Source organism: Pseudomonas sp. KH_017 (assembly GCF_057840285.1).
Window position 1 is genome coordinate 1,276,116 of sequence record NZ_CM174509.1, and the last position, 14,444, is coordinate 1,290,559.

The window sequence follows — 14,444 nt, forward strand, 5'->3', positions numbered from 1 at the left end:
TCATGGCTAATCTGCGTATTGCGCTGGTAGCGGGTGAGGCTTCCGGTGACATTCTGGGTGCGGGTCTCATGCGCGCGCTCAAGGTTCGTCATCCTGCTGTCGAGTTCATCGGTGTCGGTGGTCCGTTGATGCAGGCTGAAGGCCTGACCTCGTATTTCCCGATGGAGCGTCTGTCCGTCATGGGCCTGGTGGAAGTGCTGGGCCGGCTGCGTGAGCTGCTGGCTAGGCGCAAGAAGCTGGTCGCTGATTTGATCGAGGCGAAACCCGATGTGTTCATCGGTATCGACGCGCCGGACTTCAACCTCAATATTGAACTCAAGCTGCGCCAGGCCGGGATCAAGACCGTGCATTACGTCAGCCCGTCGGTCTGGGCCTGGCGGCAGAAACGCGTGCTGAAGATTCGCGAAGGCTGCGACCTGATGCTCACGCTGTTCCCGTTCGAAGCCCGATTCTACGAAGAGAAAGGCGTGCCGGTGCGGTTCGTCGGCCATACCCTGGCCGATGCCATTCCACTCGAAGCCGATCGCGCTGCTGCGCGGGCCGAACTCGGTTTGCCCGACGGGCCGCTGGTGGCATTGATGCCCGGCAGCCGTGGCGGTGAAGTTGGCCGGCTCGGTGCTTTGTTTCTCGATACAGCGCAGCGCCTGCGGGCAATGCGTCCGGGTGTGCGATTTGTCATGCCTTGCGCCAGTCCTCAACGCCGGACCCAGATCGAAGCATTGCTGGCCGGTCGCGATTTGCCACTGACCTTGCTCGATGGCAAATCCCATCTGGCCTTGGCCGCGTGCGATGCGGTGTTGATTGCCTCCGGCACCGCAACGCTTGAAGCGCTGCTGTACAAGCGGCCGATGGTGGTCGCCTATCGCCTGGCGCCGCTGACGTTCTGGATTCTCAAGCGCATGGTGAAAAGCCCCTACATTTCGTTGCCGAACCTGTTGGCCCAGCGTCTGTTGGTGCCCGAGTTGTTGCAGGACGATGCCACGGTCGAAGCGCTGGCCCAGACCTTGTCGCCGCTGATCGAGGGTGGGGAAGAGCAGACCCGCGGTTTTGACGAGATTCACCGGACCCTGCGTCTGGATGCCTCCAACCAGGCTGCTGACGCAGTGCTGAACCTGATCGGCCAAGTAAAATGAGTAAAACGAATATGCAGATGGGGCTGGATTTCACCTTGGTCGCTGAAATCGAAGAGTTGGTTGCCGGTGTCGATGAAGTCGGTCGCGGCCCGCTCTGTGGCGCGGTGGTGACGGCGGCAGTGATCCTTGATCCGAACCGCCCGATCCTCGGCCTGAACGACTCGAAGAAACTCACCGAAGCCCGTCGCGAAAAGCTCTACGACGAAATCTGCGAAAAAGCCCTGAGCTGGTGCATCGCTCGCGCCGAAGTCGAAGAAATCGACGAACTGAATATCCTGCACGCCACCATGCTGGCCATGCAGCGTGCGGTCGCCGGGCTGCACGTTCAGCCGAAGCTGGCGATGATCGACGGCAACCGTTGCCCGAAACTGCCGATGCGCTCCGAGGCCGTGGTCAAGGGCGATAGCAAGGTTCCAGCCATCGCCGCCGCATCGATTCTGGCCAAGGTCAGTCGTGATCGGGAAATGGCCGCATTCGAATTGATCTACCCGGGTTACGGCATTGGCGGGCATAAAGGCTATCCGACCCCCGTTCATCTGGAAGCGCTGGCACGGCTTGGGCCGACCCCGATTCATCGGCGTTCGTTTGCCCCGGTGCGGTTGGCGTATGAGGCGCTAGAGAGCGCCGTAGAGAGTTAGTCGCAAGGCTGATTTTTTTTACCAAGGCCCGGTACAATCCGGGCCTTGTTGTCTTCATGTTTATAGACAGGATCACTATGCCGGCTTCATTCGTTCACCTACGCCTGCACACTGAATACTCCCTGGTCGACGGTCTGGTGCGGATCAAACCGCTGGTCAAGACCCTGGTCGGCATGAACATGCCTGCCGTAGCGGTCACCGACCAGAACAACATGTGTTCCCTGGTCAAATTCTATAAAAACGCCATGGGTGCCGGGATCAAGCCGATCTGCGGCGCCGACCTGTGGCTGTCGAACAAGGATCCGGACAACCCGCTGAGCCGGATCAGCCTGCTGGTGATGAACGCCGAAGGCTATCGCAACCTTACCGAACTGATTTCCCGCGGTTTTATCGATGGTCAGCGCAATGGCGCGATCATCATCGAACGCGAATGGGTTGCTGAAGCCAACTCGGGCTTGATCATGCTGTCGGCGGCCAAAGAAGGCGAGATCGGCCAGGCCATGCTCAGCGGCAACCCCGCCGAGGCCGAAACCCTGGCCCGCGAATGGATGGAAGTGTTTCCGGATCGTTTCTATCTGGAAATCCAGCGCACCAACCGCCCCAACGATGAAGAACAACTGCACGGCGCCGTGGCCCTGGCCGAGAAGCTCGGTGCGCCGCTGGTCGCGACCAACGATGTGCGCTTCATCAAGCAGGAAGACTTCGCCGCCCACGAAACCCGCGTTTGCATCGGTGAGGGCCGCGCCCTTGACGATCCGCGGCGTTCGAAGAATTACAGCGATCAGCAGTACCTCAAAAGCGCCGAGGAAATGGCCGAGCTGTTCAGCGACATTCCCGAGGCTCTGGAAAACACCGTCGAGATCGCCAAGCGCTGCAACATCGAAGTGAAGCTGGGCACGCACTTCCTGCCCAACTTCCCGATCCCCGATGGCATGACCATCGACGAGTACTTCCGCAAGGTGTCCTTCGACGGCCTGGAAGAGCGCCTTAGTGTACTGCTGCCCAAAGACACCACCGAAGACTACGAGGCCAAGCGTCAGGTCTATGTCGACCGGCTGAATTTCGAGCTGGATATCATCATCCAGATGGGGTTCCCCGGCTACTTCCTGATCGTGATGGACTTTATCCAGTGGGCCAAGAGTAACGGTGTACCCGTGGGCCCAGGCCGTGGATCGGGTGCCGGATCGCTGGTGGCCTACGTACAGAAGATCACCGACCTCGATCCGCTGGAATATGACCTGCTGTTCGAACGATTCCTTAACCCGGAACGGGTATCGATGCCCGACTTCGACGTCGACTTCTGCATGGACGGTCGTGACCGGGTAATCGACTACGTAGCCGAGAAGTATGGCCGCAACGCGGTAAGCCAGATCATCACCTTCGGTTCCATGGCGGCGAAGGCTGTGGTCCGCGACGTGGCGCGGGTGCAGGGCAAGTCCTATGGCCTGGCGGATCGTCTGTCGAAGATGATTCCGTTCGAAGTCGGCATGACCCTGGAAAAGGCCTACGAGCAGGAAGAGATCCTGCGTGACTTCATCAAGGTCGATGAAGAGGCCGCGGAAATCTGGGAGATGGCCCGCAAGCTCGAAGGCGTTGTGCGTAACGTCGGCAAGCACGCCGGTGGTGTGGTGATCGCACCGACCAAGCTGACCGACTTCTCGCCGATCTATTGCGACGAAGCCGGCGACGGCCTGGTAACCCAGTTCGATAAGGATGATGTCGAGGCGGCCGGCCTGGTGAAGTTCGACTTCCTCGGTCTGCGGACCCTGACGATCATTGACTGGGCGCTGAAAACCATCAACCGCGAGCGCGCCAAGGTCAACGAACCGCCGCTGGATATCGCGTTCATCCCGCTGGATGACAAACCGACCTACACCTTGCTGCAAAAAGCCGAAACCACGGCCGTGTTCCAGCTCGAATCCCGGGGCATGAAGGAGCTGATCAAAAAGCTCAAGCCCGACTGCCTGGAAGACTTGATCGCACTGGTGGCGCTGTTCCGTCCGGGGCCGCTGCAATCGGGCATGGTGGACGACTTCATCAACCGTAAGCACGGCCGCGCCGAGCTGGCGTATCCGCACTCGGACTACCAGTACGAAGGCCTCAAACCTGTACTGGCACCGACTTACGGCATCATCCTGTATCAGGAACAGGTGATGCAGATTGCCCAGGTCATGGCCGGTTACACCCTCGGTGGTGCGGACATGCTGCGTCGAGCCATGGGTAAGAAAAAACCCGAGGAAATGGCCAAACAGCGTGGTGGCTTCATTGAAGGTTGCGCCACCAACAACATCGATGCGGACCTCGCCGGTAACATCTTCGACCTGGTAGAAAAGTTCGCCGGTTACGGCTTCAACAAATCCCACTCCGCCGCCTATGGCCTGGTGTCGTACCAGACCGCGTGGCTGAAGGCGCACTACCCGGCGCCGTTCATGGCCGCGGTACTCTCGGCGGATATGCACAACACCGACAAGGTCGTGACCTTGATCGAAGAAGTGCGGACCATGAAGCTGCGTCTCGACGCGCCGGACGTGAACACCTCCGAATTCAAGTTCACGGTGAACGACGAAGGCCGGATCATTTACGGTCTTGGTGCGATCAAGGGCGTGGGCGAAGGCCCGGTCGAGGCGATCACCGAAGCGCGTCTGGCCGGTCCGTTCAAGGATCTGTTCGATTTCTGCGCACGGGTCGACCTCAAGCGTATCAACAAGCGCACCCTCGACGGTTTGATCCGCAGCGGTGCCCTGGATCGCCTCGGGCCGTATTTCCACGATGAGCAGAAAGCCTACCAGGCCAACATCGACCGCAATCGCGCGGTGCTGCTGACGGCCATGGAAGAAGCGATCAAGGCGGCCGAACAGACCGCGCGCACCCAGGACAGCGGTCACTCCGACCTGTTTGGCGGTCTGTTTGTCGAAGAGGACGCCGACGTCTACGCCAATCACCGCAAGGCCAAGGAGCTGACCCTCAAGGAGCGCCTGAAAGGGGAGAAAGATACCCTCGGCCTGTACCTGACCGGTCACCCGATTGACGAATATGAAGGTGAAATCCGTCGCTTCGCCCGCCAGCGCATCATCGACCTGAAGCCGGCGCGTGATACCCAGACTGTTGCCGGGATGATCATTGCCTTGCGGGTGATGAAGAACAAAAAGGGCGACAAGATGGGGTTCATCACCCTCGACGACCGCTCCGGACGGATCGAGGCCTCGCTGTTTTCCGAGGCGTTCCATTCCGCGCAGTCGCTGTTGCAGACCGACGCGATGGTGGTGGTCGAAGGCGAGGTCAGCAATGACGACTTCTCCGGTGGCCTGAAGTTGCGGGTCAAGCGGGTGATGAGCATGGAGGATGCGCGCACCAATCTGGCCGAGAGCCTGCGCTTGAAGTTGCATGCCAAGGACCTCAAGGGCGATCAGCTACGCTGGCTGGGTGAACTGTTGAAGCGTCACCGCGGTGCGTGCCCGATCACCATGGACTACACCAGTCCCGATGCGAAGGCCTTGTTGCAGTTCGGCGAAGGCTGGCGAATCGATCCGGCGGATGCGTTGATTCAAGCCCTGCGTGACCAGTTCGGGCGAGACAACGTCTTCCTCCAATACCGTTGACGGTCAGTGCTATCAGATTGCCCTGACCTTGACCTGAATTTTTAATCTCGACCTCAACGCGCCCGTCCCTTAAGGTAGGGCGCGAATAGACAACCGGCCGGCCCAAGAACCCTTGGGACTCGACCCAAGACGGACGCCTATGAACCCGAATTTTCTAGATTTCGAACAGCCGATCGCCGACCTGCAAGCCAAGATCGAAGAGTTGCGCTTGGTCGGTAATGACAATTCGCTGAATATCGGCGATGAGATCTCCCGCCTGCAGGACAAGAGCAAAACGCTGACCGAAGACATCTTCGGCAAGCTGACCAGCTGGCAGATCGCACGTCTGGCGCGTCACCCGAAACGTCCGTATACCCTGGACTACATCGAACACATCTTCACCGAGTTCGACGAACTGCACGGTGACCGTCACTTCTCGGACGACGCTGCCATCGTTGGCGGTATTGCCCGTCTGGACGACAAGCCGGTGATGATCATCGGTCACCAGAAAGGCCGTGAAGTGCGCGAGAAGGTTCGCCGCAACTTCGGCATGCCGCGTCCGGAAGGCTACCGCAAGGCTTGCCGCCTGATGGAAATGGCCGAACGTTTCAAAATGCCGATCCTGACCTTCATCGACACCCCGGGCGCTTACCCTGGCATCGACGCTGAAGAGCGTAACCAGAGTGAAGCGATTGCCTGGAACCTGCGTGTCATGGCCCGCCTGAAAACCCCAATCATCGCCACCGTGATCGGTGAGGGTGGTTCCGGTGGTGCACTGGCGATCGGTGTCTGCGATCAGTTGAACATGCTGCAATACTCGACCTACGCGGTGATCTCGCCGGAAGGTTGCGCTTCGATTCTGTGGAAAACCGCCGAGAAAGCACCGGATGCCGCGGAAGCAATGGGCATTACCGCCGAGCGCCTCAAGGGCCTGGGCATCGTGGACAAGGTGATTGGCGAGCCATTGGGCGGCGCGCACCGTGACCCGGCGGCTGCTGCCGCATCGATTCGTGCTGAGCTCAGCTCGCAACTGGCGATGCTGAAGAAGTTCGATAACGACGCGCTGCTGACCCGTCGTTATGAGCGTCTGATGAGCTACGGTCTCTGATCTGACGCTGTTTCCCGGCTGACAATAGAAACCCCTGTGGGAGCGGGCTTGCCCGCGAAAGCGATGTAACATTCAACGAATTTGTTGGCTGTTCCGCCGCCTTCGCGGGCAAGCCCGCTCCCACATTGATTTGGGTGAAGTGTTCAATATGAGTCAGCCAAAGATTGATTTGCCTTCCAGGCTTTTGCTGAATCTGAAACCATGGCGCAATGCTGCGACCTGGCGCATCGCCTTCTCCGGCGGCCTCGACTCCACCGTCCTGCTGCACCTTCTTGCACACCTGGCAAAAACCGAATCCCTGCCGGCGCTCAGCGCCATCCATGTCCATCACGGCCTTCAAACCGTGGCCGATGCGTGGCCGGAACATTGTCGTACTGTGTGCGCTGCGCTGGGCGTGCCGCTGCAAGTGGTTCGCGTGCAGGTGCAACCGGGTGCCAGCCTTGAACGTGCAGCCCGGGATGCGCGGTATCACGCCTTCACTGAAACCGTTCAGGCCAACGAAGTGCTGCTGACTGCCCAGCACCGCGACGATCAGGCGGAAACCCTGTTGTTTCGCTTGTTGCGCGGAGCGGGCGTGCGCGGATTGTCCGCAATGCCGCGTCAGCGCCCGTTGGGCAAGGGGCATTTGCTGCGGCCATTGCTTGATGTCACGCGCGCTGAACTGGAGGCTTATGCCAGTGCGCATGGCTTGAGCTGGATCGAAGATCCCTCGAACCAGGATCGGCAGTACTCGCGCAATTACCTGCGGCATCAAGTCATGCCCGTGCTGATCCAGCGCTGGCCGCAAGCGGTGGCAACCATGGCCCGCAGCGCGGCGCATTTGACTGAAGCGCAGGGGCTGCTCGAAGAACTGGCGGACATGGATTTGCGTGAGGCCAGCTCTGCCAGTGAGTTTGCCTGGCTGGGCTTGCGATCCCTTGAACTGGCGCCGCTTGCGCAATTGTCTGATGCCCGGCAGCGCAATGCCTTGAGTCACTGGCTCGAACCGCTGACCCGCCTGCCGGATACCGACCATTGGTCGGGTTGGGAAAATCTGCGCGACGCCACCGGCGATGCCTGCCCGGTGTGGCGGCTGGCGGATGGCGAACTGCACCGTGCAGGCGGACGCATTTGGTGGCTGTCCGGTTGCTGGCTGCGCACTGTGCCTTCTGCTGGGGCGTGGCAAAGTCCAGCATCGCCTCTGATATTGCCGGATAACGGTGTACTGAGTGTCACCGGGCAAATCCCCGATGGCCCGCTGCATATCCGCTATCGTGAAGGGGGAGAGGTCATGGCATTGCCAGGCCGCGGTCATCGGGACCTGAAACGTTTGCTCAATGAAAGCGCTGTACCGTCCTTCGTGCGCGGCAGATTGCCGCTGCTCTACAAAGACGGGCAACTGCTGGCGGTAGCGAACCTCAAGGGACTCGATGGTGGTGCGCTCGGCGACTGGCATTTGCATTGGCAGCCACTGAACGAAGATCAAGGTTTGAGCTGAAAGGGGCTTTCCGGTAGACTACGCTCCCTTCTTGATACAACTTCTGTGGATTCGCCTGAATTGCAGGAGTTGCCGATTACCAAGCAGTCTTTGCTGGGCGATTCCAAAAAATGTGTAGCGAGCAACGAACCGGTGTTTCATTTTCCGGTCTGTCCCAACGCGGCGGTTTTTTCGAAAGGTGCACTGTGATTAATGCAGGTGATCGGGGGCTTCGGCCTTCCTTCGCTTTCCCCGGCGGCTCGGACCGCTTTAACGCAGACTTCTAGGGTTTTTCATGACGCGCTACATATTCGTCACGGGCGGTGTTGTTTCTTCATTGGGGAAAGGCATTGCATCGGCATCATTGGCGGCCATCCTGGAGGCGCGGGGACTTAAGGTCACCATGCTGAAGCTGGACCCGTACATCAACGTCGACCCGGGCACCATGAGCCCGTTCCAGCACGGTGAAGTGTTCGTCACTCATGACGGCGCCGAGACCGACCTGGACCTGGGCCACTACGAGCGGTTCATCCGCACGACCATGACCCAGAACAACAACTTCACCACTGGCCGTGTCTACGAACACGTCCTGCGCAAAGAACGCCGTGGTGACTACCTGGGTGCAACCATCCAGGTGATCCCGCACATTACCGACGAAATCAAGCGCCGCATCATCAAGGGTGCTGGTGACGCTGACGTGGCAATGGTCGAGATCGGTGGCACCGTGGGTGACATCGAGTCGCAACCGTTCCTCGAGGCGATCCGCCAACTGCGTTTCGAAGTCGGCGCCAAACGCGCGATGCTGATGCACCTGACACTGGTGCCGTACATCGCCACTGCCGGCGAAACCAAGACCAAGCCAACCCAGCACTCGGTGAAGGAACTGCGTTCCATCGGCCTGCAACCAGACGTGCTGGTCTGCCGCTCCGACCACCCGATCGATGTGTCGTCGCGTCGCAAGATCGCGCAGTTCACCAACGTTGAAGAACGTGCGGTGATCGCGCTGGAAGACGCCGATACCATCTACAAGATCCCGGGCATCCTGCACTCCCAGGGCCTGGACGATTTCGTCGTCGAGCGTTTCGGCCTGCAATGCGGCGGTGCCGATCTGTCCGAGTGGGAAGCCGTGGTCGACGCCAAGCTCAACCCTGAGCACGAAGTCACCATCGCCATGGTCGGCAAGTACATGGAGCTGCTGGACGCCTACAAGTCGCTGATCGAAGCGATGAGTCACGCCGGCATCAGCAACCGTACCAAGGTCAACCTGCGCTACATCGATTCCGAAGACATCGAGAACCAGGGCACCGCGCTGCTCGAAGGCGTCGACGCCATCCTGGTACCAGGCGGCTTCGGTCTGCGTGGCGTTGAAGGCAAGATCACTGCCGTTCAATACGCTCGCGAAAACAAGGTTCCGTACCTGGGTATCTGCCTGGGCATGCAAGTGGCCGTTATCGAGTTCGCACGTAACGTGATGGGCTGGAAAGACGCCAACTCCACCGAGTTCGATCGTGCAAGCGGTCACCCGGTCGTGGGCCTGATCACCGAGTGGGAAGATGCCACCGGCGCTGTCGAAACCCGTACCGAAACCTCCGATCTGGGCGGCACCATGCGCCTGGGCGCGCAGGATTGCCTGCTGGAGCCGGGTTCCCTGGTCCACGGTTGCTACGGCAAGGACGTGATTGTCGAGCGTCATCGTCATCGCTACGAAGTGAACAACAACCTGCTGCCGAAAATCATGGAAGCCGGTTTGAAAATCTCCGGTCGTTCCGGTGATGGCGCACTGGTTGAAGTGGTTGAAGCTCCGGATCACCCATGGTTCGTCGCTTGCCAGTTCCACCCTGAGTTCACCTCGACGCCGCGTGACGGTCATCCGCTGTTCAGCGGTTTCGTCAAGGCAGCGTTGGTTCAACACCAGAAGAAGGCGTAACCCCGATGGCACAGAAGATCATCCGCGTCGGCGACATCGAGATTGCCAACGACAAACCCATGGTGCTGTTCGGCGGCATGAACGTGCTGGAAAGCCGTGACATGGCCATGCAGGTTTGCGAAGAGTATGTGAAGGTCACCGAAAAGCTCGGTATCCCTTACGTGTTCAAGGCCAGTTTCGACAAGGCCAATCGGTCTTCTGTGACCTCCTATCGTGGTCCTGGCCTGGAAGAGGGCATGCGCATCTTCCAGGACATCAAGCAAGCCTTCGGCGTGCCGATCATCACCGACGTCCACGAGCCTGATCAGGCTGCAGTCGTCGCTGAAGTCTGCGACATCATCCAGTTGCCGGCCTTCCTGTCGCGCCAGACCGACCTCGTGGTCGCGATGGCCAAAACGGGCGCTGTGATCAACATCAAGAAAGCCCAGTTCCTCGCCCCTCAGGAAATGAAGCACATCCTGAACAAGTGCGTGGAAGCGGGTAACGATCAGTTGATCCTCTGCGAGCGTGGTTCGAGCTTTGGCTACAACAACCTGGTCGTCGACATGCTCGGCTTCGGCATCATGAAGCAGTTCGAATACCCGGTGTTCTTCGACGTGACCCACGCGCTGCAAATGCCTGGTGGTCGCTCCGATTCCGCCGGCGGTCGTCGCGCCCAGGTCCTCGATCTGGCAAAAGCCGGCATGAGCCAGTCCCTGGCTGGCTTGTTCCTCGAAGCTCACCCGGATCCGGACAACGCCAAATGCGACGGTCCTTGCGCCTTGCGCCTGGACAAACTGGAGCCATTCCTGGCCCAGCTCAAGGCTTTGGACGAACTGGTGAAGAGTTTTCCGACGGTAGAAACCGCGTAATCCTCAATTCTCCGGTAAAGTACCGCACGATTTAACGCTCAGGCCCTCGGGCCTGAGCCTTGTCGTCTGCAAGACTGCCCGCTGCACCCACTTGCCGACGATCAAAGATTTCCTACAGCTGCGTCGTTTTCGTCAACTTTGGAGTGTTTACAACAATGGCTAAAATCGTCGACATCAAAGGTCGTGAAGTTCTCGACTCCCGTGGCAATCCCACCGTGGAAGCGGACGTGCTTCTCGACAACGGCATCATCGGCAGTGCCTGCGCGCCGTCCGGTGCTTCCACTGGCTCGCGTGAAGCGCTCGAGCTGCGTGATGGCGACAAGAGCCGTTACCTGGGCAAGGGCGTCCTGAAGGCCGTAGCCAACATCAACGGTCCGATCCGCGACCTGTTGAAAGGCATGGACCCAAGCGACCAGAAAGCGCTCGATCTGGCAATGATCAAGCTCGACGGTACCGAGAACAAAGGTTCCCTGGGCGCCAACGCGATCCTCGCCGTTTCCCTGGCCGCGGCCAAGGCAGCAGCACAGGACCAGGACCTGCCGCTGTACGCTCACATCGCCAACCTGAACGGCACTCCGGGTGTCTACTCGATGCCGGTTCCGATGATGAACATCATCAACGGCGGCGAGCACGCCGATAACAACGTCGACATCCAGGAATTCATGGTTCAGCCGGTTGGCGCCAAGTCTTTCTCGGAAGGCCTGCGCATGGGCACCGAGATTTTCCACCATCTCAAAGCCGTGCTGAAGGCCCGTGGCCTGAGCACTGCCGTCGGTGACGAAGGTGGTTTCGCGCCGAACCTGGCTTCCAACGAAGACGCACTGAAAGTGATCTCCGAAGCCGTGGCCAACGCCGGCTACAAGCTGGGCACCGACGTGACCCTGGCCCTGGACTGCGCGGCCAGCGAATTCTACGAAGACGGCAAGTACAACCTGTCCGGCGAAGGCCAGGTGTTCACCGCTGAAGGTTTCGCTGATTACCTGAAAGGCCTGACCGAGCGTTACCCGATCATCTCCATCGAAGATGGCCTGGACGAGTCCGACTGGGCTGGCTGGAAGATCCTCACCGACAAGATCGGCGAGAAGACCCAGTTGGTAGGCGACGACCTGTTCGTGACCAACACCAAGATCCTGAAAGAAGGCATCGATAAAAAGATCGCCAACTCGATCCTGATCAAGTTCAACCAGATCGGCACCTTGACCGAAACCCTGGAGGCCATCCAGATGGCCAAGGCTGCCGGTTACACTGCCGTGATCTCGCACCGCTCCGGCGAAACCGAAGATTCGACCATTGCCGACCTGGCCGTGGGCACCTCGGCTGGCCAGATCAAGACCGGCTCCCTGTGCCGTTCCGACCGCGTTTCCAAGTACAACCAACTGCTGCGTATCGAAGAGCAGTTGAACGGCAAAGCCAAGTACAACGGTCGCAGCGAGTTCCGCGGTTAAGCGGTAACTCGTAAAAAAGACACCGGATTGTGTCGAAAAATCGCTACAGCGACGTTTTTGCCACTAATCTGATGCCTTATATGCACAAGCCTGGTTCTTCCAGGCTTCGTGCTATCAGAAGCTTCACGTTTTGGCATGGCTGTCTTTTTTCACTGGATACCCGATATTCGATGCGCAGTCCCAATTGGTTGTTCCTCATCCTGCTTTTGTTGCTGGCTGGCCTGCAGTACCGCCTGTGGGTGGGAAACGGCAGTCTGGCGCAAGTGGCCGAGTTGACTCAGCAGATTGCGGATCAGCAGGCTGAGAACCAGGCATTGCTGGAACGTAATCGGGTGATGGACGCCGAAGTCAGTGAGTTGAAAAAAGGCATGGAGACCGTTGAAGAACGGGCTCGCCATGAGTTGGGCATGGTCAAGGACGGTGAAACCCTTTACCAGTTGGCCCAATGATTAATTCGTTACCGGCCTTCTGGGCCGTGATCCCTGCCGCGGGCGTCGGTGCCCGTATGGCCGCGGACCGTCCCAAGCAATACTTGCAACTGGGCGGGCGCACTATTCTCGAACACAGCCTTGGCTGTTTCCTTGATCATCCATGCCTGAAAGGTCTGGTGGTCAGTGTTGCTGTTGATGATCCTTATTGGCCGAACCTGGCGTGTGCCAGTGATCCGCGTATTGCCCGGGTCGAGGGCGGCGCCGAACGATCCGGGTCGGTGCTCAATGCCTTGCTGTACTTGCATGCGCAGGGCGCCGATGATGAGGATTGGGTACTGGTTCACGATGCCGCACGGCCGAACCTCAGTCGTGACGATCTGGACAAGCTGCTGGCTGAACTGGCTGACGATCCCGTGGGCGGGCTGCTGGCGGTTCCGGCGCGGGATACGCTCAAGCGAGTCGACAAGCACGGTCGTGTGGTCGAAACCGTGGACCGCAGCGTGATCTGGCAGGCCTACACGCCGCAGATGTTTCGCCTTGGGGCGTTGCATCGGGCTTTGGCGGACAGTCTGGTGGCCGATGCCGTTATTACCGACGAAGCCTCGGCGATGGAGTGGGCCGGTTCGGCACCACGCCTGATCGAAGGGCGATCCGATAACCTCAAGGTTACGCGTCCTGAAGACCTTGAATGGTTGAGGCAGCGTTGGGCCAATCGCCACTGATTGACATTGGTTTTGTGCTGCCCCCAATCGCGAGCAAGCTCGCTCCCACAGGGTTTGCTGGCGTTTACAAGATTTGTGTTCGACCTCGTCCACTGTGGGAGCGAGCTTGCTCGCGATAGCGGTAGTCCGGGCGCTGAGATCTTGCTGACGCGCCAGCTAGCTTCGATACTCCGGCCGCTCGGCCAATCCCACCTTCAAAAAATCCACCAGCTTGCGCACCTTCGGCGACAAATGCCGTTGCTGCGGATACAACGCCCAAACCGCCGTGTTCGGCGGTTGATGTGCCTCCAGCAGCGAAATCAACGCGCCGCTATTCAAATGCTCCAGCACGTAATAGTCCGGTAACTGACATAACCCTACGCCTTGTAGCGCAGCATCCAGCACCGCTTGCCCACTGTTGCAGCGCCAGTTTCCTTGCACTCGTTGCGAAAATTCCCTCCCGTTCTGCTCCAGTTGCCAGAGGTCCGAGCTGCCGATCAGGCAGTTGTGGCGGCTCAGCTCCGACAGGCTGTGCGGGCGACCGTAGCGTTCAAGGTAGGAGGGCGATGCACAGAGAAACATGCGTCGCGGCGCGAGGCGGGTGGCGACCAGCCGTGAATCCTGCAAGCGCCCGAGGCGAATCGCCAGATCCAGGCCTTCGTGCACCAGGTCAAGCTGGCGATTGCTCAGTTCGATGTCGATGCGCAGTTGCGGATACAGCCCCATGAAGCGGGTCACCAGCGGCACGATGAAGCGCTCGCCGTAAGCCACGGCGCAGGTCATGCGCAGCATGCCCTTGGGTTCGCTGGTCAGGTCGCCGACCGCTCGCAATGCCTCTTCGCGGCCATCCTGCAAACGCTGGCAATGTTGCAGGAAGGTTTGCCCGGCCTCGGTCAGCGTGACCCGGCGGGTACTGCGGTAGAGCAGGCGAGTTTGCAGGCGTTCTTCGAGGCGTACGATTTGTCGACTGATATGGGAGGAAGAAACCCCCAGGCGTTGCGCAGCAGCGGTGAACTGGCTGCATTCGGCAACGGCGACAAACTCGTCGATCCCTTCCCAGCGATTTTCGGACATCAATGATTATCCCTGTGCGGCAATAATATTTTGCATTTGCATCGATTATTCATCGTTGAGCCATGTATTACACTCACTGTCTCGTTTAAATTCACCGGAGAG

Annotated in this window: 11 protein-coding genes; 10 read left to right on the forward strand and 1 reads right to left on the reverse strand. The window is 59.3% G+C overall.

The window, feature by feature from the left end; genetic code table 11:
* The first annotated feature begins 2 nt into the window (after window positions 1-2).
* From lpxB to ispD, 10 genes are all read left to right on the forward strand, one after another.
* The gene (lpxB, locus tag AC3IT6_RS05700; RefSeq protein ID WP_489354580.1) at window positions 3-1,133 is read left to right on the forward strand and encodes a lipid-A-disaccharide synthase; all 1,131 of its coding nucleotides are present in this window, start codon (window positions 3-5) and stop codon (window positions 1,131-1,133) included.
* An 11-nt stretch (window positions 1,134-1,144) separates the two neighbouring features.
* Window positions 1,145-1,771, forward strand: coding sequence for a ribonuclease HII (gene rnhB, locus AC3IT6_RS05705; protein WP_150812975.1), 627 nt, complete (start codon window positions 1,145-1,147; stop codon window positions 1,769-1,771).
* Window positions 1,772-1,848: 77 nt separating this feature from the next.
* Entirely contained in the window at window positions 1,849-5,370 is a 3,522-nt protein-coding gene (dnaE, locus tag AC3IT6_RS05710) for a DNA polymerase III subunit alpha (RefSeq protein ID WP_223442772.1), read from the forward strand.
* A gap of 139 nt (window positions 5,371-5,509) precedes the next feature.
* Window positions 5,510-6,457 (forward strand): acetyl-CoA carboxylase carboxyltransferase subunit alpha, encoded by a 948-nt coding sequence (locus AC3IT6_RS05715; protein WP_489354581.1) that lies wholly within the window; start codon window positions 5,510-5,512, stop codon window positions 6,455-6,457.
* Between the two features lie 148 nt (window positions 6,458-6,605).
* Window positions 6,606-7,934 (forward strand): tRNA lysidine(34) synthetase TilS, encoded by a 1,329-nt coding sequence (gene tilS, locus AC3IT6_RS05720; protein WP_489354582.1) that lies wholly within the window; start codon window positions 6,606-6,608, stop codon window positions 7,932-7,934.
* A gap of 274 nt (window positions 7,935-8,208) precedes the next feature.
* Window positions 8,209-9,840 (forward strand): CTP synthase, encoded by a 1,632-nt coding sequence (pyrG, locus tag AC3IT6_RS05725; protein WP_489354583.1) that lies wholly within the window; start codon window positions 8,209-8,211, stop codon window positions 9,838-9,840.
* A 5-nt stretch (window positions 9,841-9,845) separates the two neighbouring features.
* Window positions 9,846-10,691, forward strand: coding sequence for a 3-deoxy-8-phosphooctulonate synthase (kdsA, locus tag AC3IT6_RS05730; RefSeq protein ID WP_056720954.1), 846 nt, complete (start codon window positions 9,846-9,848; stop codon window positions 10,689-10,691).
* A 155-nt stretch (window positions 10,692-10,846) separates the two neighbouring features.
* A complete protein-coding gene (gene eno / locus AC3IT6_RS05735; RefSeq protein WP_056720952.1) occupies window positions 10,847-12,136 on the forward strand; it encodes a phosphopyruvate hydratase in 1,290 nt (429 codons plus the stop codon).
* A gap of 170 nt (window positions 12,137-12,306) precedes the next feature.
* Window positions 12,307-12,585 carry a cell division protein FtsB gene (ftsB, locus tag AC3IT6_RS05740; RefSeq protein WP_007970710.1) on the forward strand — a complete coding sequence of 93 codons (279 nt, stop codon included), beginning with the start codon at window positions 12,307-12,309 and terminating at the stop codon, window positions 12,583-12,585.
* On the forward strand, window positions 12,582-13,289 hold the full coding sequence (gene ispD, locus AC3IT6_RS05745) for a 2-C-methyl-D-erythritol 4-phosphate cytidylyltransferase (protein ID WP_489354584.1): 708 nt from the start codon (window positions 12,582-12,584) through the stop codon (window positions 13,287-13,289). Before ftsB ends, ispD begins: the two co-directional genes overlap by 4 nt.
* Window positions 13,290-13,445: 156 nt before the next feature.
* Here the strand turns inward: ispD and AC3IT6_RS05750 are convergent, their stop codons facing one another.
* Window positions 13,446-14,342, reverse strand: coding sequence for a LysR family transcriptional regulator (locus AC3IT6_RS05750; protein WP_489354585.1), 897 nt, complete (start codon window positions 14,340-14,342; stop codon window positions 13,446-13,448).
* Window positions 14,343-14,444: the final 102 nt, after the last annotated feature.

Coding starts and splice junctions, on each gene's coding strand:
- lpxB (WP_489354580.1), top strand. CDS start 3: ATGGCTAATCTGCGTATTGCGCTGGTAGCGGGTGAGGCTTCCGGTGAC.
- rnhB (WP_150812975.1), top strand. CDS start 1,145: ATGCAGATGGGGCTGGATTTCACCTTGGTCGCTGAAATCGAAGAGTTG.
- dnaE (WP_223442772.1), top strand. CDS start 1,849: ATGCCGGCTTCATTCGTTCACCTACGCCTGCACACTGAATACTCCCTG.
- AC3IT6_RS05715 (WP_489354581.1), top strand. CDS start 5,510: ATGAACCCGAATTTTCTAGATTTCGAACAGCCGATCGCCGACCTGCAA.
- tilS (WP_489354582.1), top strand. CDS start 6,606: ATGAGTCAGCCAAAGATTGATTTGCCTTCCAGGCTTTTGCTGAATCTG.
- pyrG (WP_489354583.1), top strand. CDS start 8,209: ATGACGCGCTACATATTCGTCACGGGCGGTGTTGTTTCTTCATTGGGG.
- kdsA (WP_056720954.1), top strand. CDS start 9,846: ATGGCACAGAAGATCATCCGCGTCGGCGACATCGAGATTGCCAACGAC.
- eno (WP_056720952.1), top strand. CDS start 10,847: ATGGCTAAAATCGTCGACATCAAAGGTCGTGAAGTTCTCGACTCCCGT.
- ftsB (WP_007970710.1), top strand. CDS start 12,307: ATGCGCAGTCCCAATTGGTTGTTCCTCATCCTGCTTTTGTTGCTGGCT.
- ispD (WP_489354584.1), top strand. CDS start 12,582: ATGATTAATTCGTTACCGGCCTTCTGGGCCGTGATCCCTGCCGCGGGC.
- AC3IT6_RS05750 (WP_489354585.1), bottom strand. CDS start 14,342: ATGTCCGAAAATCGCTGGGAAGGGATCGACGAGTTTGTCGCCGTTGCC.